Origin of the sequence: Campylobacter majalis, from assembly GCF_905120465.1 — a bacterium.
GTDB lineage: Bacteria > Campylobacterota > Campylobacteria > Campylobacterales > Campylobacteraceae > Campylobacter_A > Campylobacter_A majalis.
The window spans coordinates 115,644-136,879 of the sequence record NZ_CAJHOF010000003.1; the positions used below are offsets into that span (position 1 = coordinate 115,644).

Below are 21,236 nucleotides of genomic sequence, written 5' to 3' on the forward strand. Positions count from 1 at the left end.
CTTAGTTAGCAGAGAAAGTCGCTTTAAAATCTTTCAGTGCTTTATGTAATAGCTCCTCCATCTCTTTATCAAGTGCTTTTTTAGTTCTGATTTGTTCGAAAATCTCAGGGAATTTTGCCTCGATATAAGGATAAAGCTCTGTTTCAAATTTAGTAACGCTTGTTGTTGCCACATCGTCTAAATAACCTTTAGCACCAGCAAATATTATCAAAACTTGATTCTCAACTGGAAGTGGGCTATATGGTGGCTGTTTTAGAACTTCAACCATTTTTTGACCGCGCTCTAATTGCTTTCTTGAGCTTTCATCTAAGTCACTTGCAAATTGTGCAAACGCTTGAAGTTCGCGGTATTGTGCAAGGTCAAGTCTCAGGTTACCAGAAACTTGCTTAGTAGCTTTAATCTGAGCTGCGCCACCAACACGAGAAACAGATAAACCAACGTTAATCGCTGGACGAATACCTGAGTTAAATAAGTCTGACTCAAGGAAAATTTGTCCATCAGTAATAGAAATAACGTTTGTAGGAATATAAGCCGAAACGTCACCTGCTTGTGTTTCAATAATAGGAAGTGCAGTAAGAGAACCAGCACCCAGTGCATCATTTAGCTTACTCGCTCTTTCAAGCAATCTTGAGTGCAAGTAAAAAACGTCACCAGGATATGCCTCACGACCTGGAGGACGGCGAAGGATAAGTGACATCTCACGATATGCAACAGCGTGTTTTGATAAATCATCATAAATAATAAGCGCATGGCGTGAATTATCACGGAAAAACTCACCCATAGTTACACCAGCATATGGTGCTAGATATTGAAGTGCTGCGGCATCAGACGCACCAGCATTTACAACGATGGTATAATCCATCGCACCATGCTCTTCTAGTTTTTTAACAACTTGTGCAACGGTTGATTGTTTTTGTCCGATAGCAACATATATACAGACGACATCTTGTCCTTTTTGATTGATAATAGTATCGATTGCAACTGTGGTTTTGCCAGTTTGGCGGTCGCCTATGATTAGCTCACGCTGACCTCTACCGATTGGAACAAGCGCGTCGATAGCTTTAATACCTGTTTGAAGCGGCTCATGAACTGATTTTCTAGCCATGATACCTTTTGCTTTTTCTTCAACAAATCTAAACTCACTAGCTTCAATTGGACCTTTTGCATCAATTGGCTCACCCAAAGCATTCACAACACGACCGATTAACGCATCACCCACTGGAACGCTTAATAATTTTTTAAGGCGTTTTACTGAGCTGCCTTCAGCAATATTGCTTGTCTTACCAAGAATAACGATACCAACACTACTTTCTTCAAGGTTTAAAGCCATGCCTCTCTCGCCACCATCAAACTCAACCATCTCTCCAGCCATAACATTTTTCAAACCATAGACGTTTGCAACACCATCAGCAACCGAGATAACCTTACCAGTCTCTTCTACATCAACGCTAAGATCAAAATTCTCAATCCTATCTTTAATTATTGCGCTGATTTCATCTGCTTTGTTTTTTACACTCACGCTCTCTCCTTATATAGCTTTTAATATATATTCACTCATCTGTGCTTTTAATCTATCAACAGAAAAACTTACCTCAACACCAAGTTCATTTAATTCTACTTTCACGCCGTTATAGCTTTTATCAGATACTTCTAATTCTATTTTGGCATCAAATCTTTTTGAAAAACTATCTTCAAGTGCTTTTACCTGCTCCTTGCTTAGTTTAGTATTTGCATAAATTTTGCCTAAATAGATATTTTGTGCTATTGCACGTTCGGCTTTTAGCCCATTTGCAATAAGTGGCAGTAGATTAAAGCGCTTGTTTTGTGCAATAAGACTTATGAAATTTTGAAATTTTTGACTTGGTTTTTTAACTAGAGAAATTAAGAATTTTGCTTTTTCATTGCTACTAAGCGTAGGAAGTGCAATGATATTTTTAAATTTCTCATACTCATAAGCTTCACTTATCTTTTCTAAATCACTAGTAAAAGTATCTAGCTCAGCACCTTTTAGGTCAGCTAGTATAGCTTTTACATATTTTTTTGCTACTACTTCATTCATTAGCTAACCTTTTTTAGTATGATATTTATAAGCTCTTTTTGATCGATTTTTAGATTTTTATCATCAAAAAGATCGCTTAAGAGTTCAGCAACAACGCTTTTTGTCACACGTCGTTCTTCAAATTCTTTTTGATCTTTATAGCTTTTTTCTAAATTTGCTATCTCGTTAATGCTCTCTTTTTTTACTTTTTCTGCTATATTGATCGCCTCTTTTTTGGCGGTCTCTATAAGAGAGGCAGCATTTACTTTGGCTTCTTCTACTCGTCTTAACGCTTCATCACGCTTTGATTGTGACGAGCGAAGTTTTTCTTGTATGCTCTCTAGTCTATTTGCGATACCACTTATCCTATCAAGATACATTTGTTTTAAAGGTTTAGCTATAAAGTATAGTAAAATTCCAAAAAATAGCAAGAAGTTAAGCACGCGCTCAACTATGTCGTAATTCTTCTCGCCTTCACTTGCAAATATAACCAAAGGCAATGCGATTAAAAATGCTACTCTCTTCATCCTACATCCTTACCAACTTGGTATCTAACACACCCTTTAAATCAGGTAGCTTTGATAACAAATCTGCTTTAAGTGCAGCTTTTTTGACATTTAAATCGTCTAAAAACCGCTCATAATCACTTTGCAATTCGGCTTTTTTGGCATTTACCTCATTTGCCGATATGCTTTTTGCACTATTTAGTGCATCCTGTCGTATTTTGTTGGCTTCATTTCTGGCTTGTGCAATGATACTATTTATCTCTGCTTCATACACTCCGAGATCGCTAGCATTTTTACTAGCACTCTCCTCATCTGCCTTTATAGATGCATTCCTTTCATCTACAAATTTAAGAAGTGGTTTATAAAGCAGGGTATTTAGTACAGCGATCAGTCCAAGAAAGACAATAGCCGTCATAACGACAAGAGATGGATTTATCTCTAACATCAACCCTCCTTACTTGGTTTGTATTTTTAAAAAACACTTAATTTTACAATAAAACATAAAAATTTATTATTAAATTTAGAAAATTTTATTTTAAATTCTCCAAAAGTGTTCGAATTTGCACTATATCGCTAAATTCTATCGTTATTTTTCTATTTTTAACTTTGGTTTTTAGTCCAAATTTCTCTAAAATTCCACCTAATCTTAAAATCTCACTTTCATATTCAATGTCTTCATTGAGTATTTGTCGCTTTGGTTTTTTAGTTTCTTTTAGCTTTTTAATTAAATTTTCAGTTTCACGTACGGTTAGCTTTTGCCCAATGATTGTATCTACAACCATCTTCTCATCATCTTTGCTTAAGCCTACGATTGTTTTTGCATGTCCTTGTGTTAGCTTTTCATCGGCAATTAATGCTCTTGTCTCATCACTAAGGCTTAACAAACGCATTGTGTTTGTTATTTGTGTGCGCGACTTATGTATGATATTTGATAGTGCCTCTTGTGTTATTTGATACTCATCAATTAGCTCTTTGTATGAATTTGCAAGCTCAATTGGATTTAAATTCTCACGCTGAATATTCTCAATTAAAGCCAATTCACGTAAATTTTGCGATCCTAAATCAGCAACAATCGCTCTTATTTTGCTCTCGCCTAGTAGCTTTGTTGCTCTTAAACGTCTCTCTCCGGCTATTAATGTATAGCCACCATCTTTTTTGATAACAATTATAGGCTGTATTAATCCGTGGCGTTTTATGCTATCACTTAGTTCATTTAAAGCTTCGGTATTAAAGTGCTTTCTTGGCTGGTATGGGTTTGGCGAGATAGATGATATATCTATTTCTTCTACTATACTTGTATTGCTTTTAAACGCTTCGTTATATGAGCTCTCGATATCAAAAATTATATCTTCAAATCCTTTTCCTAATCCACTTTTTTTAGCCATTCTTACTCCATAATCGCATACGCTAGATGTTGATAAGCAACAGAGCCTGGTGATTTTATATCATAAAGTATCACTGGCTTACCAAAACTTGGACTTTCGGCTAGTTTTACATTTCTAGGTATGACAACTAGTTCATCAACTGTATCCTTGCACATAAAAAGCTTTTGTTTAAAATGTTGCTTCAGATTTGAAACCGTATCTTTTGCGAGATTGTTTTGCGAACTAAACATTGTTGGCAAAAATCCCCTAATGTTTAGTTTTGGGTTTGTTTCTGACTTAACCAGCTTAATTGTATTTAACATCATCGCAAGACCCTCTAAAGCATAAAATTCACACTGCACAGGGATAATCACGCTATCGCTTGCACTTAGTGCATTTATAGTCAGGCTCCCAAGTGCTGGCGGACTATCAATAATGATATAATCATACTCATGCCTTATCTCTTCAAGCTTATTTTTAAGAACCAGTTTAAAATCCTTACTTCTATCATCAAACTCACGCTCTATTCCAACAAGGCCTATATTTGAAGGTGCTAAAAATAGCGTTGGAATTTGCGTTTTTAGTACTATGTCTGATAGTTTTTTTGAGCCGGTTAAAACATGGTAGATATTAAACTCATAATCTTTTCTGCTAAAACCAATGCCTGTTGTAGCATTTGCTTGTGGATCAATATCTATTAAAAGCACCTTTTTTTCAGCTACAGCCAAAGAAGCAGCGAGATTTACAGCTGTCGTAGTCTTACCTACTCCACCTTTTTGATTTGCTATTGTTATTACTTCACTCATCTTAAAGAATACACCTTTTTGTTATTTATCATTATCGCTCCGTCATCACAAAGCGTAGCACAAGCTAGACTTATGCTATCATCACCAACATGTGTGATATAATTTTTAGACTTTTGAAATTCTATCTTAAACTTGCTAAAAATTTGCTTCCATTTTGGTTTTTTTTCCAACTCTTCACAAAAAGCCCAAACCAAGCTATCTCGAGACACTTTTATATCTAAAACACCTGCTTTTTCAGGCTTTGAGTATAAATTTATACCTATACTGCCTATATATGCGTCATTTATTTTTGTGCTTATTGTGCCACCGATTTTTAGCTCGTTTATATAAAAATCATTTGGCCATTTTACCCATACTTTTGAGCCATATTTTTTTAAAATTTCGGCCATTATCATGCTAAAATATATAGAAATCGATGCATCATTTAAATCATCTGGCAACAAAAATTTATCTATGCAAAACGACATAAATAAATTTCCATCTCCACCGCTCCACTCATTTCCCCTACTTCCAACACCGGCATTTTGAATATCAGCCACGATGCAATACGGAGACGTTATCGTCTTGTTTCGCAATGCCGAGACTAAATACAGATGTGTTGAGTCTATCTCATCTACAAACTCAACTCTCAAAAATATCCCCCACTTTTAATCTCTTGCCATTTATGAAATCAGTAGCGCTTACAGACCTTTTGCCAGACTCTTGTAGTGTAAAAATTTCAATCGCACTATTTTTAGTTGCCACAACAAAACTCTGCTTATTAATAGACAAAATTTCACCAACCTTTCCACTTAGATTACTTTTTTTAAGATTTAAAATTTTAAGTCCAGTTTTTGTAAATATCCCAGGCCATGGCGTAAATGCAAGATATTTATTATAAAAATTTTCATCATCAAAACCAACCAAACCCATTTGCTTGGTTATTTTTTTGCAATGCGTGGCACTTTCATCATCTTGTTTGATAGGCGTTATTTGATTAAAATTTCTCAATGTTGAGATAATAAGCTCTGCTGCCATAATAGCCAATTCATCAAAAAGCTCACCGCTTGTCTTATCTAAACATGATGTTTTTGCTACTTCAAGAACATCTCCTGTATCAAGCCCAGCCTCCATTAACATAGTGCATACTCCAGTTTCGCTCTCGCCATCTAAAATAGCTGATTGAATAGGGCTAGCACCGCGGTATTTTGGCAAAATTGATGCGTGTAAATTTATACAAGGTGCTATATCAAGCACGGCTTGTGGAAGGATTTGCCCATATGCTGCAACTACGATAAAATCTGGATTAAGCGAACGTAAAAACTCATGAATGCTTTCGTCTTTTAAATTTTTTGGTTGCAAAATTTTAATATCTGATTTTTTATCAAGCAAAAACTGTTTCACGCTTGGCGGAGTTAATATTTGTTTTCTACCAACTGGCTTATCTGGCTGAGTAAATACAGCTAAAACATTGATTTTTTCATTTAAAATTCTTTCTAAAATTACTCTAGCATAATCAGGTGTCCCCATGAAAACTATATTCATTTTTGCTCCATTTTAAATCAAATTTAAACACACTTAAAGATAAATATGCATTCGTATTTTATCCAACTCAACGTTAAAAAATAGTAACACGAATAATTTTAAATCCTACAAAGCAATTTTTAACTAAATTTAAACATTTTAGCCTATAATCATTATTAAAATTTTAAAGGATTTAGATATGCTTATTGATGGACATGGCAGAGTTGTGAATTATCTGCGTGTTTCAGTAACTCAAAGGTGTAATTTTAGATGTAGGTATTGTATGCCAAGCACTCCATTTAACTGGACGCCAAAGGAAAATTTGTTAAGTTTTGAAGAGTTGTTTTTGTTTATTAAGGTGTGCATAGATGAGGGAGTAAATAAAATACGCATAACAGGTGGTGAGCCACTTTTACGCAAAGACTTGCCTAAATTTATAAGTATGATACATGAGTATAAACCAGACATAGATTTAGCCATAACCACAAATGGATATATGCTAAAAAGTTACGCAAAAGCACTTAAAAACGCTGGTTTAAAGCGCATTAATATGTCTCTTGATACACTCAAAAATGATAAAGCAAGATTTATGGCTCAAAAAAGCGTTTTAAACGAGGTTTTAACAGGGTTTGAAGAGGCGTTAGAAGTTGGACTGAAAGTAAAATTAAATACAGTTGCATTAAAAGGTTTTAACGACGATGAGATTTTAAATTTGCTTGAATTTGCAAAATTTAGGGGTTGCCAAATAAGATTTATTGAATACATGGAAAACCAACATGCAAAAGACGAACTAAAAGGGCTAAAAAGCGATGAGATCTTAAATATAATAGCTCAAAAATACAATTTTACCAAAGCCGAAAAACTGCCGTCTGCACCAGCGTCACTATACAAACTAGACGATGGATACACATTTGGCATAATAGATCCACACAAACATGATTTTTGTAAAAGCTGCAACCGCATACGCTTAAGTGCTGAAGGATTTTTAATACCTTGCTTATATTTTGAAGATGCGATGAGCATTAAAAAAGCCGTCCAAAGTGGCGACATATTAGGAGCTAGTGAGATTTTAAGACAAGTACTTAAAAACAAACCTGAAAAAAACAAATGGGAAGCAGATGCAACAAACGTAACATCTGCTCGTGCATTTTACCAGACTGGCGGATGAGTTTGCTTAAGATTGTTGAGAGCTTTTTAAGCATTCAAGGAGAGGGAGAATTTGCTGGAAGGGTGGCATATTTTATTCGTCTTTTTGGATGCAATTTAAATTGTGCAGGTTTTAACACTAAAAAAATTTCACCCAAAACTGGCGAAATTTTAGTAGGATGTGACACAATAAGAGCGGTTGCAACCTCGCATTTTGACGCAGAAAGTTTTAATAGTGCTGATGAAATTTTAAACCAATTTAGCAAAAAATGTAAAAATTTAATACAAAAACCGCTCATTGTAATCACTGGCGGAGAGCCACTAATACATCATCAAAATGAAATTTTGATCAAACTGGTATCAAAGTTGCTTGATGCAAATTATGAAGTGCAGTTTGAAACAAACGCCACGATTGAGATTGATTTTGATAAATATAGCGTATATAAAGAGTGTCACTTTGCCATGGGAATAAAATTAGCAAATTCTGGCGTTAAACAAAATAAGCGTATCAACCAAAATGCCATTATTGCAATAAGCAAAAACGCAAAATCGTGTTTTTATAAATTTGTTTTAAGCGGAGACGAACAAGAGATAGATGAAATTTTAAATATCTTAAAGATATATCAAAACAAAATTTGGTGTATGCCAATGGGCGAGAGCAAAACAAAACTAGAAAAAATCGCCCCAAAAGTCGCACAAATAGCCATAAAATATGGGCTAAACTATACAGATAGACTTCATATAAGACTATGGGATAAAAAAGAAGGTGTATGATGATAATAAGAAAAATGTTTAAATTTGAAAATGCTCATATTGTGAGATTTTGCTCATCAAAACGATGCAGAACATCTATACATGGGCATAGCTATAAGGCCGAGATTTTACTTAGCTCAAACTATCTGGACAACGCAGGGATGGTGTATGATTTTGGCTTAATGAAGCAAAACATAAAAACAATAATTGATAGCTTCGATCACGCCACAACTATATATTCAGGTGATAGCATAGAGTATCAAAATGATTTAAAGCGTCATTCACAACGCTGGATAAGTATACCACTAAACCCATCAGCAGAACAATTTTGTAGGATATTTTTTGTGATAATTGACAGGCTATTAAAAGCTACAATTATGCAAAATGGCGAACATGAAGTATCAGTGTATAGCGTAATCGTACATGAGACAGACACAGGCTATGCTCAGTGCTTTTGCGATGATGCGTATAATGCCAAAATGGGCGAAATAAATCTGGATGATATTGTATTTTCTCCAGCCATAATTGATGAATGGGACGATAAAGAGCTGTTTGAAAAAATCAAACTAAAAACACAAATCATAAATCCAAAGGATGTTTAATGAAGCAAATTAAAATTTTACTTTTTAGTGTAGCTATGGCACTTATATTTGCTGGATGCGATGAAAAAATCGAAAAGCAACCAGAAATAATTCCAAGCGATATCCCAATAGCACAAAGCGAAAATAACACTACAATTGATGAAAATTTCCCACCAGAACCAGTTATAGAAGGAGAACAATAATGCAACATTTAGCCGAACTTTTTGCCTACACATATCCTATACACAAAGGACTAATGCACCTACTTTTAACACTTATAGTGATTTATTTATTGCTCACACAATTTGGCGTTAGCACTAAAAATTACGTGCTTAGGGTTCGCTATTTTTTACCACTTTATCATGGAGCTTTAAGCATAATAATGTTTAGTGGTATTTTACTTTTAGCAGCACTTGGTTTTAACCTGACACTTAAAATTTCAGCCATGATTTTATCTGTAATTTTACTCATCGCAATTTCTGTCATAGGCTTTAAAAAGCTAAAATTTTATGCACCAAAAAACGAACTTCATAAATTTAAAAGATTTGCACTTTTCCAAGGTCTAGCAGAGATATTGTTAATAGTTTTTGCTGGAACATTTAAGGGGTAAAATGAAATTTTTATACGATATAAAAGCTGGGCAAGAGCAGATTAAAATAGAAAATGAAAGCTTTAATCACCTAAAAGCAAGACGTGCAAAAATAGGCGACACAATAGAGCTAAGCAACCTAAATGATGGCAAAATTTACCTCTATGAAATCACTGAATTTTCACGAAAATATGCCGAACTTAAGCTGGTTTTTGCTAGTTTAAATGAGCAAGTAAAATATGATTTTAGCATAGCTTGGGCTGTAATAGATCCAAAAACCATAGAAAAAACCTTGCCTTTTTTAAACGAACTTGGAGTTGGTAAAATCATCTTTGTCTATACAAAATTTTCACAGCGAAATTTCAAGCTTGACTTAGCTAAATTTGAGCGAATATGTGCGTTAAGTTGCGAACAATGCGGACGAGAGAGCATGATGAAGTTTGAAATTTATCAAAGTTTAGATGATTTTTTAAATATTTATAAAAACGTAGCTTTAATAAATTTTAGCAAAAATACTCTAGAAAACTACTCAAACGAACTACTTTTCATAGGTCCAGAAGGCGGTTTTAGTAGCGATGAAGTCAAGCAATTTACAAAATCATATGGACTAGGCACAAAAAATATATTAAGATCACAAACAGCAATCACAGCAACAACTGCCAAAATTTTATGTTAGTTATTCAAAGCTAATTATAAACCCATTTGGTTTAGTTAGCTTTTTTATCTCTTCTTTTGCCAAAATCAAAGATTTTATTCCAGAGATATGCAATATATTATTTTCAAATTTAAAGCCAAATTTTACCCCATGCCTTACCACATCCAAAGCCTTGGCTAAATATAAAATAAAACTTAACCAACGCACGTCGCTACGCTTTGGCAAGAGAGATTTGTATCTGTCATATTCATATACAACTTTTTTACCATTTGTTGCGATTATAGCTAGTATGAGTGCCTTTTGTTCATGCGTAAAGCCATAATTTAGAGAGTTTTGCACAATAAAAGCTGAATTTATATGGTCGTTGTAAAACCCGATATCCCTGCCGATACAGCACAATTTCGCCGCCATATCCAGTTCATATATAAATTTTTCATCTATAGCATGTAGCGGACTTAGCACATTAAAGATAGCTTTTGCATTTTTTTGTATGTTTTTTGTATCTGCACCACCAAATCTATCTTGTATGCTTTTTACACTTGGATTTAATCCAGCCGGAAATTTCAAGCCTGGTCTTAAAAAATCACTTAAAAACACCCCTTCTCTTACACCAACGCCACTTGTTATCACTCGTTTTACTTCTAGTGCTTTTGCAATAGCCAAAAAGATTAAAACACCCTCTTTAATCGTATCAAATCTATCTTTTTTAATGAAAAATTTATCAAGTTTATCATTATCAGTCTGCAATAGATTCTCTAAAAACTCAAGCTGCTCTTTTAAATCATAATTAAAACCGTGAAGCACAGAAAATGCATAATTTAAACGCTTAATAATAGCCGACGATACAGCACGCAAAGATCCACCTATAGCAATTAAATTTTCGCATTTAAAATCATCTGGCAATTGCTTAAGGATTTGTTTTATAAATTTATTTATTTTATTGTCATTTTTTCTTTCACCAAATAGCTCTTTTAGCCTTACTGTGCCGATATTTAGCGTGATTGCTTTTTGTATCGCGCCATCTTTTATCACAGCCAACTCACTAGAACCACCGCCAATATCTAATGTAACGGCATGAGATGGCAACTTTAACAACAAATTTGCAGCCACCGCACCATATCTGGCCTCGCTCTCTCCATCTATCACTTTAAGCCCTATGCCAAGTTTATTTTTTACATCACATATAAAATTTTTCGTATTCGGTGCATCTCGCAATGCCGATGTGCCAACAGCAAAAATTTTCGTGCATTTTTGTGCTTTAGCGATTTGCTTAAACTCACTAAGCACACCAAAAGCTGCGTCATATGCTTTGCTAGATATTGCGCCATCACTATCGTATCCGCCTTCAGCCAATCTAACACGAGCCTTATGATCAGATAATGTAAAAAACGCCCAACGAGATGTCCGCTCAAAAATCGCCATTCGAATTGAATTTGAGCCTATATCAATTACTGCTGTTCGTTTTGCCATTTTTCTTTCCTAACTTTTTTATAGGCATCACAAGTGTTGCAATTGCACCATTACTATCTGTGCGATTTTTTATACTTATTTTGCCGCCCAGTGCCTGAGCTGCACCTTTTGCTAAAAACAGCCCAAGTCCAGTACCGCCCTTATCTCCATATCTTTTAAATGGTGCAAATAAGTCCTTGCTCTCATCTATGCCTATTCCACTATCAATCACCTCAATGATAAAATTTCTATTTTCAATGCGTGTTTTAACTATAATAGTTGAATTTTGAGGTGAAAATTTTATAGCATTTTGAATAAAATTTTGAAGCACATGAGTTAGTAAGCTTTGTTGCAAATTCATATTTAAATTTTTAGGCTTTAACTCCAAGCTCACATCTTTATTTTCCACACGTGCTAAAATTGCAAAATTGTTGCCAAGTTTTTGTATAAAGCTTATTATATCAGTTGGCACTGGCTCTTCAAACTGAGCACCCTCTTGCCTACCTATCTCAAGCACCGAGCCGATAATCGCATTCATTTGATTAATTGAATCATTATTCGTTTTTAATGCCTCTATATATCTTTCGCTCTCACGCTGCTTTAACAAAGTCACTTCATTTTTTGCTTTCATGACAGCCAGTGGAGTTTTTAACTCATGTGCTACGCCTACAAACAATTCTTTTTGATAGCTTACAAACGTTTGTATGCGATTAATAAGTCCATTTATGCCCCTAACTAATGGTTTAAACTCAATAGGAAGAGAGTTGGTGTCTATCTCTTTTAAAAAACTCTCGTCTATCTTGCCAAGCTTTTTAGTTAAAATTTTAATAGGCACTAAAAGCATTCTGGATAAAAATAGTGCATAAAATAGCACAAGTGCTATCGAAACAGCATTTACTATGATAATGTCTATTAAAATTTGTCTGATTATATTTGACTGTAGTGTCGTATCTTTGCTTAATCTTAGATAGTTTTCTTCAGTAGCAGTAATATAGTGTAGATGTATATATGTCCTATTGTCTTTATCCTCATAAACAAAACGAGATTTTATATCATGCGTAGCTCTAGGCAAAATTTTAACATCAGTAACACTTGCGTTTGGTAATTGGATGCTAAATTCTGTTTTAAAGTGAGGGTTAAAAACATGCGGTTGGCTTATTATTGCTTTAGCTTCATATGTAAGCTCTAAAACCACGCTCTCAAGTATTGTGACACGTATATAATAATACAACATCACAGAAACTATAGCAATTAGCACCATTGAAGCTGATGCTAATTGAAGTATAAATCTAGTTCTTAAGCTTTTTTCGGGAAGCAAAATCTATATCCGCGACGTCTTACGGTTTCGATTGTTGAGATATTAAGTGGTTTGTCCATTTTTTGGCGAATTTGATTAATGGCTACTTCTATTACATTTGGGGTTACTAGCTCAGGCTCTTCCCAAATAGCATCTAATAGCTGCTCTTTGCTTACAATTTGATCTGAATGACGAGCTAAATGAGTTAATACCTCAAATGGCTTACCTTTTAGCTCAATATCTTTACCCAAATATGTTATTTTTTCTTCGTCAGGATTGATTATCAAATCATCTATTTTAATTATATTTGTGCCACCAAATCGAAGTCTTGCTTCAAGTCTAGCAACAAGCACATCAAAATCAAATGGCTTTCTAATATAATCGTCAGCACCAGCTCTTAATGCCTTAATTTCGCTATCTTTATCATCCTTAGCTGATAAAACTACAACAGAAGTGCGTGGTGATTTTTGTTTAATTATATTAATTAAATCCACGCCATCGCCATCAGGCAACATCCAATCTGTTAAAACCAAATCATAATTTCTAATGCCTATAAAATACTCAGCATCTTTAAAATTTTCAGAGCTATCAGTCTGATAACCAAACTCCTGCAAACCCTCAACAATGGTTTTATTGAGTGTTACTTCATCTTCTACTATTAGTATTCTCATTTATTTTCCTTATCAACGTAAAATTTTGCGTGATTGTATCATAAATTAAGCAAAATTTCAAGATATTTTAAAGTAAATTTAATATTTTCTGTGTATTTTTGCACCAACAGTTGCATTTTTAACAATTTCTAGTTTATAAATTTCCATGTTTAAGCTAATAAGTGCTTTGAAATTTTGTTTTAAAACATCAGTGACAACACGCAATGATTCTTCAACAGTCATAAATTTATACTCATCATAAGTAGATTTTATAACCCGCATAATCTCAACATAATCAACAAAATCATCCGCCATATACTCAACACTTATGCGAACTTTTTGCGTCTTTTCACGTTCAAAATCATACACTCCAATAATCGTATCAAACTCATACTCTTTAATTATCGTGCTTAAGCTCATATGACTTTTGCTTCCTTGCCACTTAGCAATCTCCTAATGTTTGGTATATGCTTATAAACGACAATATAAGCAATTATAAGTATAGGAGCATGAGAGTAGATGCTTAAATCAGCGTGAAGTATAAAACTAGATATCACAAGTGCTAAAAGTGCTAAAAGTGAAGCAAGAGAGCTGATTTTTAAAATCTTTCCTACAACAAACCAAACCACAACCGCAATCAAAAGCTCATACGGCAAGAAAAATCCAAGCACACCAGCCCCAGTAGCCACACCCTTGCCGCCTTCAAATGCCAAAAATGGACTAAAACAATGCCCTATCACAGCCAAAACCGCCATAGCCCATAGTGTCGCTTCAGATAGTCCTAAAAATTTTGCAACAAAAAGTGGCATTAGTCCTTTTAAAATATCACAAACAACAGTCAAAATGGCGATAAATTTTGCCTTTTTTGGATTTTGTTCTTTAATCACTCTTAAAACATTTGTTGCACCGATACTGCGACTGCCACTTTTGGTTATATCAACTCCAGCAAAAATTTTACCAAATATCAATCCAAACGGCACCGCACCACACAAATAAGCCACTAAATATGCTATTAAATTTTCCATACATTCCCTTTAATAAAACAATAATGATATTTTAAATTTACTGATAGTTTAATTAATAATAACCCAAACAAAGCGTAGGAGTGAGCCTAATACGCTTTTCAAATGGAGTTGGTGAAAAATATTTACACTTTTCTATATATATTTGCAAATCATAATCCAGTCCAAAATCATCATAAAATTTCTTTAAATTTACTAGCTTTATGCCATTTATCATCATCACATCAACAAGTTTGTAAAATTGAGATGGATTTGAACTAGTTAGATGCGAATGAGCAAGTCCTGTAAAAGAACAAAATGCAGACGATAATACATATCCGCTTAAATCGGTGCATTTATCCACAATCATCTGGTATTTTTTGGGTATAGTTTTTTTAAGTAAAAAAACAGAGCGAGAATTTTCATATCTAGATGATACAACATCACGCCAAAACTGATAGGCATTTGATGAAATATCTGCTAATTCGCAAAATTGAGCATTTAGCACATAATCATCCAAGCACTGATTTGCCGATAGTGTAAATTTCATATGCATTATAAATACTTCGCTTACTTAGTCTTTAGTTATTTTGTAATAATTAAAATAAATTTTAAAGCACAGCGATAAGCCGAGTTCTGTCGTGAGTGATCATTTATCTGTGTTTGCATTTGCATACAAACTTTAGCGAATGGTTTAATTATAAGACTAAAACCGCCCATTCTTGCTACGCACTGGGTTTATAAGCCGCTTTGGTTGCCCAAAACGCTGGTAGGCTCTTACCCCACCCTTTCACCTTTACCTTTTGGTAGTCTGCTCTCTGTTACACTTTCCCTTAGGTTGCCCTAGCCATCCGTTAGATGGAGTGCCGTCTTATTGTAGCTCGGACTTTCCTCTATTTCTAGCGATCACTTGCTGTGCTTTTAAGATTGTAGCGAAGTTTTACAAAATTTCACATTATTTTTATTAAAAATCAAAAATATAGTGCTAAAAGTGTATAAATTTAGCATACAAAAGGTGCAAACAAGCACCAAGTGTATGCAATTAGCGTAGATTAAATACCAGCAAAGGCCTTTTTGGCATTTGCCACATCGTTTTCATCTGGATGACTTTTTGCCGCTTCCCATCTAGCGATTCTTTCTGGCGTGATAGGATGCGGTGCTTTATCGCCCATATTTTGTGCCATTTCTATCATCTGCTCGATCAGTTTTGGATCAATCGCACCCTGACATATAAACTCTCTTAAAATTTCATTGCCATTTGCACGTAAAATTTCACGTCCATTTTCAAGCATTTTCTCGCCATGCTCTCCGTCTGGTTCAGCACCTAATGTAATAAACAATCCAACTTTTTTATTGCTTAAATTTTCTTTTAAATAGCGTTTAAAATGTGCATCTGGACCGCCTTTATCTACATAAAAACCAACCGCGACAAAATCATACTCGGCTAAATTTTTAGCAACTTCACTATCAAAACTAACCGCTTCACACTCTAACTGCTGTGCTATCGCTTCGCCTATTTTTTTTGTATTGCCAGTTAGCGACGAATATACTACCAATTTTTTCATCTATAATCCTTATTAAATTTATAAACTTAGCACAAAATTACTCAAAATCTTTTTGAACCATTTTGCTTATCTCTTCACTCATGCTATTACCCCAAAATACGCCATCTTTACTAAGCGTATAACCAGTGTCATTGATGCTTAAAAGCCCGTTGTTTTCACACTTTTTGAAAAACTCAAGAAGCGTTTTAAATGTATCATCGCTGATATATTTTTTCATATCATCAAATTTAACATCAACATATTGAAACAACGCACTAAATTTTTTAAACTCCAAATCAGCCTTTGGTAAAATTCCCACCATTTTCATGGTTTTTTTCATATTGTATATACCATAATCAGCTATGCCACCACCAGCACCTACACCAAGTGGCAATATATCAACACCAGCATGAGTTAAACGGATATATTTATACTTATCGCGTCCTTTTTTTGCTATTTTGGTTAGCTCCATATACTCGTATTCATCACTACTAAACATCTCATCAACAAAAGCATGATGTAAATTTTTATCAGTTTGCAAGTCATAATAGTTTGGATCTATACTTTTGGCAAGTTCTGATCCTTGAAAAAATATCAAAGAATAAAAGCTCGTGCTATCTATGCCTAGACTTTTTACTATCTTTGCATCTTCAATCACATCACTAACGCTTTGTTCTGGATAGTTATAAATGATATCTGTGCATAATAGTCCGTTAAAATTCTCACGAAGTTTGCTTAAATGCTCTATTGCATTTTTTGAGTTATGAACCCTATTTAGCAGCTTTCGACCACGCTCATTAAAAGTCTGTATGCCTATACTAAATCGATTTACTCCAAACTCACTCATCATTTTTAGTTTAGACAAGCTTAGATTATGAAGTGTGCTTTCAAAGTTAAACTCACACTCACTACTTAGGTTAAATTTCTCATTTATCGCTGTTAAAATACGCTCTAAATGTTTTTGTTTAAGTATAGTTGGCGTACCTCCACCAAAATATACGCTCTCAAAACTCTTTGCTTTTATATACATTCGCTCAGAAAAAGCATCGATTTGAGCCAATAAATACTCAGTGTATTCATCAAGCTCTTCATCTAACTTTGTCCTATTCATAGAACAAAATGAGCATATATTATCGCAAAAAGGCACGTGAAAATATATCACGCCTTGCTTTTGTTCTGATAGGTTCTCGTCCAAAAACGAAAACAACTCATTTTCACTAGAAAATGTTGAGCGTTTGGGATGCCCTGAATGATGAGACTTCACCCTGGTTTCAAACATAATCTCTCCTTCATTTTAATCCCTCCCCCTCCTTAAATTTTGCTTATTTTAGCATTTTTTCTATCGCTTCAATATTCTCACTAATACGCGGTGTTCCACGAAGTAATAGTGATGATGGTATTGTAATAATCTTGCCATTTTTGGCGGCATTTATCTTTTTTAGTGTTGGATTTTGAGCCAAAATTTCACTCTCACTACCACCCATTCCACCTACTACTATTATATAATCAGGATTTGCACTAAGTAAAATTTCAGGCGATATTATCGGTGTTTGTCCGCTCATGCCACTTGCTATATTTACAAAACCAAGCTTAGCAAATATATCACCAACAAGCGAATTATCATTAAATGCCATAATAGGCGTAGATGAGAATAAAATTGCTACTTTTTTGCCTTGATAACCAGAGTTAGCAAACTCAGCAACCTTTGTTTTAGTTTGAGTAATTAGTTCTTTTGCTTTCTCTTCTTTGCCTGTTTCTTTGGCAATTAAATTTATATTTTTATAGATATCTTCTAAGCTATCTGACTTAATGACTAAAGTTTTAATGCCAAATTTAGCCAAATCTGCATTCACGCCCTGAGAATGAAAGCTAGTCACAACCAAATCAGGACTAAGCTCCATAATTTTTTCAAGATTAGGCTTTGAGTATGTGCCAACGCTTGGTAAATTTACGGTCTTATCCTCAGGCCAAATTTTAGCCATTGTGAGTGTTGATATGGCAGCTATTTGATCATCTACTTCAAGCAAATACATCATCTCTACAACGCTTGGCTCAAGCACCACAATCTTTTTGGCATAGACCAAACTAGCCACCAAAGACAAAATTAATACAATTTTTTTCATTGTTAATCCTTTTTTGCAATGACAATCGGAGCGCCATTGTGTGTTAAAATTTCACATTTTAATCCATACACATCATTTAAAATTTCACTTGTGTATAAATTTTTTATCTCATCGTTGTATTTTAATTCGCCTCTTTTTAGCATAACAGCACGAGTGCAAAACATACAAGCTAAGTTTAAATCATGAATCACAGCAAAGCTAATAAGTCCCAACTCATCGGTTAAACGTTTGCATATTTTTAGCATATTTACAGCATAATTTAGATCAAGTGCGGATGTTGGCTCATCTAAAAGTAAAATTTTTGGCTCACTAACTAATGCTCTAGCGATAAGAACCTTGCCAAATTCGCCACCACTTAATGAGTTAGCCAAACGCTCTTTAAACTCTGAAATTTCAAGTAAATTCATAACTTCATCTACTTTTTTATAATCACTCTTATCATATCCACTAAATGCGTTTTTTAAATGCGAATAACGTCCCATTAAAATGACATCTTTTACTTTAAAAGGTGCATTTAACCCACTTTTTTGTGGGACAAAACCGATAATTTTGGCTAAGTTTTTAGCACTCATTTGACCTAAATTTTCATTATCGAGCGTAATTGATCCAGATTGTGGGGTTAAAATGCCTAATATATTTTTTAAAAGTGTGCTTTTACCGCAACCATTTGCACCAAGTATGCCCAAAAACTCTCCGCTTTTTGCTTCAAAATTTATGTTTTTTAAAATTTGTCTATCATCGTATGAGAAATTTAAATTTTGTATGCTTAATCTCACTGTATGCCCCTACGTGAGTTAATGGCTAAAACCAAGAAAAACGGAGCACCAAAAAATGCAGTTATAACGCCTATTGGAACCTCAATTGGTGCTAGAATGCTTTTTCCTATACTATCACAAAACAGCACAAAAAATGCACCAGCCACAAGCGACAGTGGTATTAAAATAGCGTTATTTGAAGTCTTTAAAAGTAGTCTTAAGGTGTGCGGTATAATAAGCCCAACAAAGCCTATCATGCCAGTAAAGCCAACCGAAAAACTAACGGCCAAAGCAGATACTACAAGTAGTCTTTTTTTGATTTTTGCAGTATCTAGCCCAAGTGCTTTTGCTTCTTCGTCGCCACTTAAAAGCACGTTTAAATCATGGCGTTTTATGTAAAAATATAGCACACAAAAAATAAGCGGAAGTGTGATTATAAATACCTTGTCCCAATTCGCACCGCCTAAATATCCCATAGACCAAGCCACTATCTTAAAACTATCTTCGCCGATTAAATATGTAGCAAATGAAGTAAAAGCACCCAAAAATGATGAAAGAGCGATGCCTATTATTAACAGCGTCGCGACGGATTGAGTTTTTTTTGCTAATTTAAATATAAAAAGAGAAAGCAAGGCAGAACATATAAAAGCAAAAACTCCGTAGTAAAAATCAGGCAATTTAAGCAAATATGCAACAACCGCTCCAAAAACAGCACTTGCAGCTATACCGATGATGTAAGGATCGGCTAATGGATTTAAAAAAACGCTTTGGGTTACAACACCAGAACTAGCTAAAAGCATGCCTATTAGTATCGCCATTACTACGCGTGGTGCCCTCAACTCAAGCAAGATAGTTGATCGCATATCATCACTCAAACCACCCCTTAGTATCTCAAACACCTCGCCCAATCCAATATTTGCTCCACCAAGCGTAAGTGAAATAATAGACAAAATTATAGTTGCAATCGTTAATAAAATAAATAGAGTTTTTTGATTTGTCATTAAAATTTTAATCCCAATTTTATCGATAGGATAGCGATAATCCTTACCAAAATTATAACAAAAGCAAGTTTAAAATTTAATTATAAGTAAATGTAGCTTAAATTAAATTCCAGTCAAAGTTTAAATTTGACTGGAAAAATAGATATTAACGTTTAGTGTGTGGATTATTTACGCGACCGCTATCAACGATTTTAAAACCTTGCGTATCATATGCCGCACCAAACCCCTTAACATACCTGCCTTTAATAGGCGTAATTTTAACAATGTAAAAATCTTTCATATCTTTAATGAATGCAAGTGCTGATTCATTTGGATAAGCCGCTTCAAATTTAGCCATAAACTCATCTTTTAAGCTCTCGTCTAAAAACTCAGCCGTAGCACTAAAGCTCACTCTAACTCTTGCAAAAAGGCTCTTTGCTGATTTTTCATCTTCTATAAACATTATAGAAACTTTATCTGGATTTTGTTTTAAAGAGTGATAATGTTCAGCCACTGAGGATATACAGATATAATACGCACTTTCATCTTTTATAAAAGGTGCATATGACGATACTGGTTTGTCATCTCTTACGCTTGAGATAAGCACGGTTTTAAATGAGTTAAGGAATTTATCCATGCCATCTTGGACGGTATTTACTTTTGTGTCATCTTTTATAGCTGTATATAGCTCAATAATAGCATCCCTAAAGCCATCGCCACCAGCTTTATTTAAAAACGGCACAAATGTTACAGCCTCATCACATGTAATTTCCATGCCATCTTCATTTATGTCAGTCATTCTGACATTCGTAGGCTCAGCTACACCGCTAAATTTCTTACAAAACTCAATAACGATACCTAAATGATCGCTATTCATATGATCAATTGCTCTTTGCTTCAAAGAATATCCTTTAAAAATAATTTAAAAATTGTTTGCTATTTTATTAAATTTTAAATTAAAACTGATTTAAAGTATCATTTTATATTGTATTATTAAAAATTTAGCTCCAAAACAAAACTTTTTTACAATAAAGCATTAAAATTAAGAATGCTATTCTTATTAAAGTAAGCAAAACATAAAAAAGATAATTTTATTTTATAATTTTTTGAAAAAATGATGAAATTTTAGGGGTTGTTTTCTACTTCGCTAACGCTCGTAGCTTTCCAAGAACTACTTCGCTAACGCTCACTTAAATTTGCCAAACTATTAAAACTTTAGCTTCCAGACAAAGCAAACTAGAAATTTAACCGCTAAATTTACATAATTTTACTTAATTTTTAAACCATATCTAACATCAAAAAGATATGGTTGTTTAAAATCTATATAATCTAACTTCTTAAAATATAAAATTTTCAGTATTCAAATTTACAAAAACAAGCGTAGGATTTTTGTAAGGCAAAAGGTTTGCTTGAAAAATATTTTAAATTTGTCTAAATTTCTTTATTTAAATTTTGACATGTTAAATATGTTCGTGTGTTTTTATTATTACTAGACG

Annotated in this window: 26 protein-coding genes and 1 other RNA gene; 6 read left to right on the forward strand and 21 right to left on the reverse strand. The window is 34.0% G+C overall.

Annotated elements, in window-relative coordinates:
- Position 1 precedes the first annotated feature (1 nt).
- The 8 genes from atpA to fmt all read right to left on the reverse strand — a co-directional run bounded on the left by atpA (position 2) and on the right by fmt (position 6,238).
- Positions 2-1,519 carry a F0F1 ATP synthase subunit alpha gene (gene atpA, locus LQU93_RS02395; RefSeq protein WP_229932296.1) on the reverse strand — a complete coding sequence of 506 codons (1,518 nt, stop codon included), beginning with the start codon at positions 1,517-1,519 and terminating at the stop codon, positions 2-4.
- 9 nt (positions 1,520-1,528) lie between these two features.
- A complete protein-coding gene (locus LQU93_RS02400) occupies positions 1,529-2,059 on the reverse strand; it encodes a F0F1 ATP synthase subunit delta (RefSeq protein ID WP_229932297.1) in 531 nt (176 codons plus the stop codon).
- The gene (locus LQU93_RS02405; protein ID WP_229932298.1) at positions 2,059-2,565 is read right to left on the reverse strand and encodes a F0F1 ATP synthase subunit B; all 507 of its coding nucleotides are present in this window, start codon (positions 2,563-2,565) and stop codon (positions 2,059-2,061) included. The genes LQU93_RS02400 and LQU93_RS02405 overlap by 1 nt, the downstream gene beginning before the upstream one ends.
- 1 nt (position 2,566) lies before the next feature.
- Positions 2,567-2,989: a FoF1 ATP synthase subunit B' gene (locus LQU93_RS02410; RefSeq protein ID WP_229932299.1), complete on the reverse strand. Its 423-nt coding sequence runs from the start codon at positions 2,987-2,989 to the stop codon at positions 2,567-2,569.
- An 85-nt stretch (positions 2,990-3,074) separates the two neighbouring features.
- Complete coding sequence (locus tag LQU93_RS02415) at positions 3,075-3,929, reverse strand: ParB/RepB/Spo0J family partition protein (RefSeq protein ID WP_229932300.1); 855 nt, start codon at positions 3,927-3,929, stop codon at positions 3,075-3,077.
- 2 nt (positions 3,930-3,931) lie between these two features.
- On the reverse strand, positions 3,932-4,714 hold the full coding sequence (locus LQU93_RS02420; RefSeq protein WP_229932301.1) for a ParA family protein: 783 nt from the start codon (positions 4,712-4,714) through the stop codon (positions 3,932-3,934).
- Positions 4,711-5,346, reverse strand: a complete 636-nt coding sequence (locus LQU93_RS02425) for a biotin--[acetyl-CoA-carboxylase] ligase (protein ID WP_229932302.1) — start codon at positions 5,344-5,346, stop codon at positions 4,711-4,713. Before LQU93_RS02425 ends, LQU93_RS02420 begins: the two co-directional genes overlap by 4 nt.
- Positions 5,336-6,238: a methionyl-tRNA formyltransferase gene (gene fmt, locus LQU93_RS02430; protein WP_229932303.1), complete on the reverse strand. Its 903-nt coding sequence runs from the start codon at positions 6,236-6,238 to the stop codon at positions 5,336-5,338. Before fmt ends, LQU93_RS02425 begins: the two co-directional genes overlap by 11 nt.
- Positions 6,239-6,416: 178 nt before the next feature.
- Here fmt and moaA point away from each other — a divergent pair, with 178 nt between their 5' ends.
- The 6 genes from moaA to LQU93_RS02460 are packed head-to-tail and all read left to right on the forward strand — an operon-like array spanning position 6,417 to position 9,962.
- Positions 6,417-7,385, forward strand: coding sequence for a GTP 3',8-cyclase MoaA (gene moaA, locus LQU93_RS02435; protein ID WP_229932304.1), 969 nt, complete (start codon positions 6,417-6,419; stop codon positions 7,383-7,385).
- The gene (locus tag LQU93_RS02440; RefSeq protein ID WP_229932305.1) at positions 7,382-8,137 is read left to right on the forward strand and encodes a 7-carboxy-7-deazaguanine synthase QueE; all 756 of its coding nucleotides are present in this window, start codon (positions 7,382-7,384) and stop codon (positions 8,135-8,137) included. The genes moaA and LQU93_RS02440 overlap by 4 nt, the downstream gene beginning before the upstream one ends.
- Positions 8,137-8,718, forward strand: a complete 582-nt coding sequence (locus LQU93_RS02445) for a 6-pyruvoyl trahydropterin synthase family protein (protein WP_229932306.1) — start codon at positions 8,137-8,139, stop codon at positions 8,716-8,718. Before LQU93_RS02440 ends, LQU93_RS02445 begins: the two co-directional genes overlap by 1 nt.
- The gene (locus LQU93_RS02450; protein WP_229932307.1) at positions 8,718-8,900 is read left to right on the forward strand and encodes a hypothetical protein; all 183 of its coding nucleotides are present in this window, start codon (positions 8,718-8,720) and stop codon (positions 8,898-8,900) included. Before LQU93_RS02445 ends, LQU93_RS02450 begins: the two co-directional genes overlap by 1 nt.
- Positions 8,900-9,307 carry a hypothetical protein gene (locus LQU93_RS02455; RefSeq protein WP_229932308.1) on the forward strand — a complete coding sequence of 136 codons (408 nt, stop codon included), beginning with the start codon at positions 8,900-8,902 and terminating at the stop codon, positions 9,305-9,307. Before LQU93_RS02450 ends, LQU93_RS02455 begins: the two co-directional genes overlap by 1 nt.
- A 1-nt stretch (position 9,308) precedes the next feature.
- Positions 9,309-9,962: a 16S rRNA (uracil(1498)-N(3))-methyltransferase gene (locus tag LQU93_RS02460; RefSeq protein ID WP_229932309.1), complete on the forward strand. Its 654-nt coding sequence runs from the start codon at positions 9,309-9,311 to the stop codon at positions 9,960-9,962.
- Here the strand turns inward: LQU93_RS02460 and LQU93_RS02465 are convergent, their stop codons facing one another.
- The 13 genes from LQU93_RS02465 to LQU93_RS02525 form a co-directional block, all read right to left on the reverse strand.
- Complete coding sequence (locus tag LQU93_RS02465; RefSeq protein WP_229932310.1) at positions 9,963-11,411, reverse strand: Ppx/GppA phosphatase family protein; 1,449 nt, start codon at positions 11,409-11,411, stop codon at positions 9,963-9,965. It abuts the gene before it with no gap.
- A complete protein-coding gene (locus tag LQU93_RS02470) occupies positions 11,386-12,651 on the reverse strand; it encodes a sensor histidine kinase (protein ID WP_229932334.1) in 1,266 nt (421 codons plus the stop codon). Before LQU93_RS02470 ends, LQU93_RS02465 begins: the two co-directional genes overlap by 26 nt.
- A gap of 35 nt (positions 12,652-12,686) precedes the next feature.
- The gene (hsrA, locus tag LQU93_RS02475) at positions 12,687-13,358 is read right to left on the reverse strand and encodes a homeostatic response regulator transcription factor HsrA (RefSeq protein ID WP_229932311.1); all 672 of its coding nucleotides are present in this window, start codon (positions 13,356-13,358) and stop codon (positions 12,687-12,689) included.
- A 78-nt stretch (positions 13,359-13,436) separates the two neighbouring features.
- Positions 13,437-13,757: a dihydroneopterin aldolase gene (locus LQU93_RS02480; protein ID WP_229932312.1), complete on the reverse strand. Its 321-nt coding sequence runs from the start codon at positions 13,755-13,757 to the stop codon at positions 13,437-13,439.
- Positions 13,754-14,362 carry a glycerol-3-phosphate 1-O-acyltransferase PlsY gene (plsY, locus tag LQU93_RS02485; RefSeq protein ID WP_229932313.1) on the reverse strand — a complete coding sequence of 203 codons (609 nt, stop codon included), beginning with the start codon at positions 14,360-14,362 and terminating at the stop codon, positions 13,754-13,756. The genes LQU93_RS02480 and plsY overlap by 4 nt, the downstream gene beginning before the upstream one ends.
- A 52-nt stretch (positions 14,363-14,414) precedes the next feature.
- Positions 14,415-14,888: a cheVAW transcriptional regulator CheQ gene (gene cheQ / locus LQU93_RS02490; protein WP_229932314.1), complete on the reverse strand. Its 474-nt coding sequence runs from the start codon at positions 14,886-14,888 to the stop codon at positions 14,415-14,417.
- Between the two features lie 59 nt (positions 14,889-14,947).
- Positions 14,948-15,260, reverse strand: an RNA gene (rnpB, locus tag LQU93_RS02495) — RNase P RNA component class A.
- 130 nt (positions 15,261-15,390) lie between these two features.
- Positions 15,391-15,903 (reverse strand): flavodoxin family protein, encoded by a 513-nt coding sequence (locus LQU93_RS02500; RefSeq protein WP_229932315.1) that lies wholly within the window; start codon positions 15,901-15,903, stop codon positions 15,391-15,393.
- A 37-nt stretch (positions 15,904-15,940) separates the two neighbouring features.
- A complete protein-coding gene (locus tag LQU93_RS02505) occupies positions 15,941-17,161 on the reverse strand; it encodes a radical SAM protein (RefSeq protein WP_229932316.1) in 1,221 nt (406 codons plus the stop codon).
- A gap of 43 nt (positions 17,162-17,204) precedes the next feature.
- On the reverse strand, positions 17,205-18,005 hold the full coding sequence (locus LQU93_RS02510; protein ID WP_229932317.1) for an ABC transporter substrate-binding protein: 801 nt from the start codon (positions 18,003-18,005) through the stop codon (positions 17,205-17,207).
- 2 nt (positions 18,006-18,007) lie between these two features.
- Complete coding sequence (locus LQU93_RS02515) at positions 18,008-18,781, reverse strand: ABC transporter ATP-binding protein (RefSeq protein ID WP_229932318.1); 774 nt, start codon at positions 18,779-18,781, stop codon at positions 18,008-18,010.
- Positions 18,778-19,761 (reverse strand): FecCD family ABC transporter permease, encoded by a 984-nt coding sequence (locus tag LQU93_RS02520; protein ID WP_229932319.1) that lies wholly within the window; start codon positions 19,759-19,761, stop codon positions 18,778-18,780. The genes LQU93_RS02515 and LQU93_RS02520 overlap by 4 nt, the downstream gene beginning before the upstream one ends.
- Before the next feature lie 145 nt (positions 19,762-19,906).
- Positions 19,907-20,641: a HugZ family heme oxygenase gene (locus tag LQU93_RS02525; RefSeq protein WP_229932320.1), complete on the reverse strand. Its 735-nt coding sequence runs from the start codon at positions 20,639-20,641 to the stop codon at positions 19,907-19,909.
- Between the last annotated feature and the right edge of the window lie 595 nt (positions 20,642-21,236).

Coding starts and splice junctions, on each gene's coding strand:
- LQU93_RS02465 (WP_229932310.1), bottom strand. CDS start 11,411: ATGGCAAAACGAACAGCAGTAATTGATATAGGCTCAAATTCAATTCGA.
- LQU93_RS02410 (WP_229932299.1), bottom strand. CDS start 2,989: ATGTTAGAGATAAATCCATCTCTTGTCGTTATGACGGCTATTGTCTTT.
- LQU93_RS02460 (WP_229932309.1), top strand. CDS start 9,309: ATGAAATTTTTATACGATATAAAAGCTGGGCAAGAGCAGATTAAAATA.
- LQU93_RS02445 (WP_229932306.1), top strand. CDS start 8,137: ATGATAATAAGAAAAATGTTTAAATTTGAAAATGCTCATATTGTGAGA.
- moaA (WP_229932304.1), top strand. CDS start 6,417: ATGCTTATTGATGGACATGGCAGAGTTGTGAATTATCTGCGTGTTTCA.
- plsY (WP_229932313.1), bottom strand. CDS start 14,362: ATGGAAAATTTAATAGCATATTTAGTGGCTTATTTGTGTGGTGCGGTG.
- LQU93_RS02450 (WP_229932307.1), top strand. CDS start 8,718: ATGAAGCAAATTAAAATTTTACTTTTTAGTGTAGCTATGGCACTTATA.
- fmt (WP_229932303.1), bottom strand. CDS start 6,238: ATGAATATAGTTTTCATGGGGACACCTGATTATGCTAGAGTAATTTTA.
- LQU93_RS02470 (WP_229932334.1), bottom strand. CDS start 12,651: ATGGTGCTAATTGCTATAGTTTCTGTGATGTTGTATTATTATATACGT.
- LQU93_RS02455 (WP_229932308.1), top strand. CDS start 8,900: ATGCAACATTTAGCCGAACTTTTTGCCTACACATATCCTATACACAAA.
- cheQ (WP_229932314.1), bottom strand. CDS start 14,888: ATGAAATTTACACTATCGGCAAATCAGTGCTTGGATGATTATGTGCTA.
- LQU93_RS02510 (WP_229932317.1), bottom strand. CDS start 18,005: ATGAAAAAAATTGTATTAATTTTGTCTTTGGTGGCTAGTTTGGTCTAT.
- LQU93_RS02520 (WP_229932319.1), bottom strand. CDS start 19,761: ATGACAAATCAAAAAACTCTATTTATTTTATTAACGATTGCAACTATA.
- LQU93_RS02505 (WP_229932316.1), bottom strand. CDS start 17,161: ATGTTTGAAACCAGGGTGAAGTCTCATCATTCAGGGCATCCCAAACGC.
- LQU93_RS02500 (WP_229932315.1), bottom strand. CDS start 15,903: ATGAAAAAATTGGTAGTATATTCGTCGCTAACTGGCAATACAAAAAAA.
- LQU93_RS02405 (WP_229932298.1), bottom strand. CDS start 2,565: ATGAAGAGAGTAGCATTTTTAATCGCATTGCCTTTGGTTATATTTGCA.
- hsrA (WP_229932311.1), bottom strand. CDS start 13,358: ATGAGAATACTAATAGTAGAAGATGAAGTAACACTCAATAAAACCATT.
- LQU93_RS02440 (WP_229932305.1), top strand. CDS start 7,382: ATGAGTTTGCTTAAGATTGTTGAGAGCTTTTTAAGCATTCAAGGAGAG.
- LQU93_RS02400 (WP_229932297.1), bottom strand. CDS start 2,059: ATGAATGAAGTAGTAGCAAAAAAATATGTAAAAGCTATACTAGCTGAC.
- LQU93_RS02480 (WP_229932312.1), bottom strand. CDS start 13,757: ATGAGCTTAAGCACGATAATTAAAGAGTATGAGTTTGATACGATTATT.
- LQU93_RS02420 (WP_229932301.1), bottom strand. CDS start 4,714: ATGAGTGAAGTAATAACAATAGCAAATCAAAAAGGTGGAGTAGGTAAG.
- LQU93_RS02415 (WP_229932300.1), bottom strand. CDS start 3,929: ATGGCTAAAAAAAGTGGATTAGGAAAAGGATTTGAAGATATAATTTTT.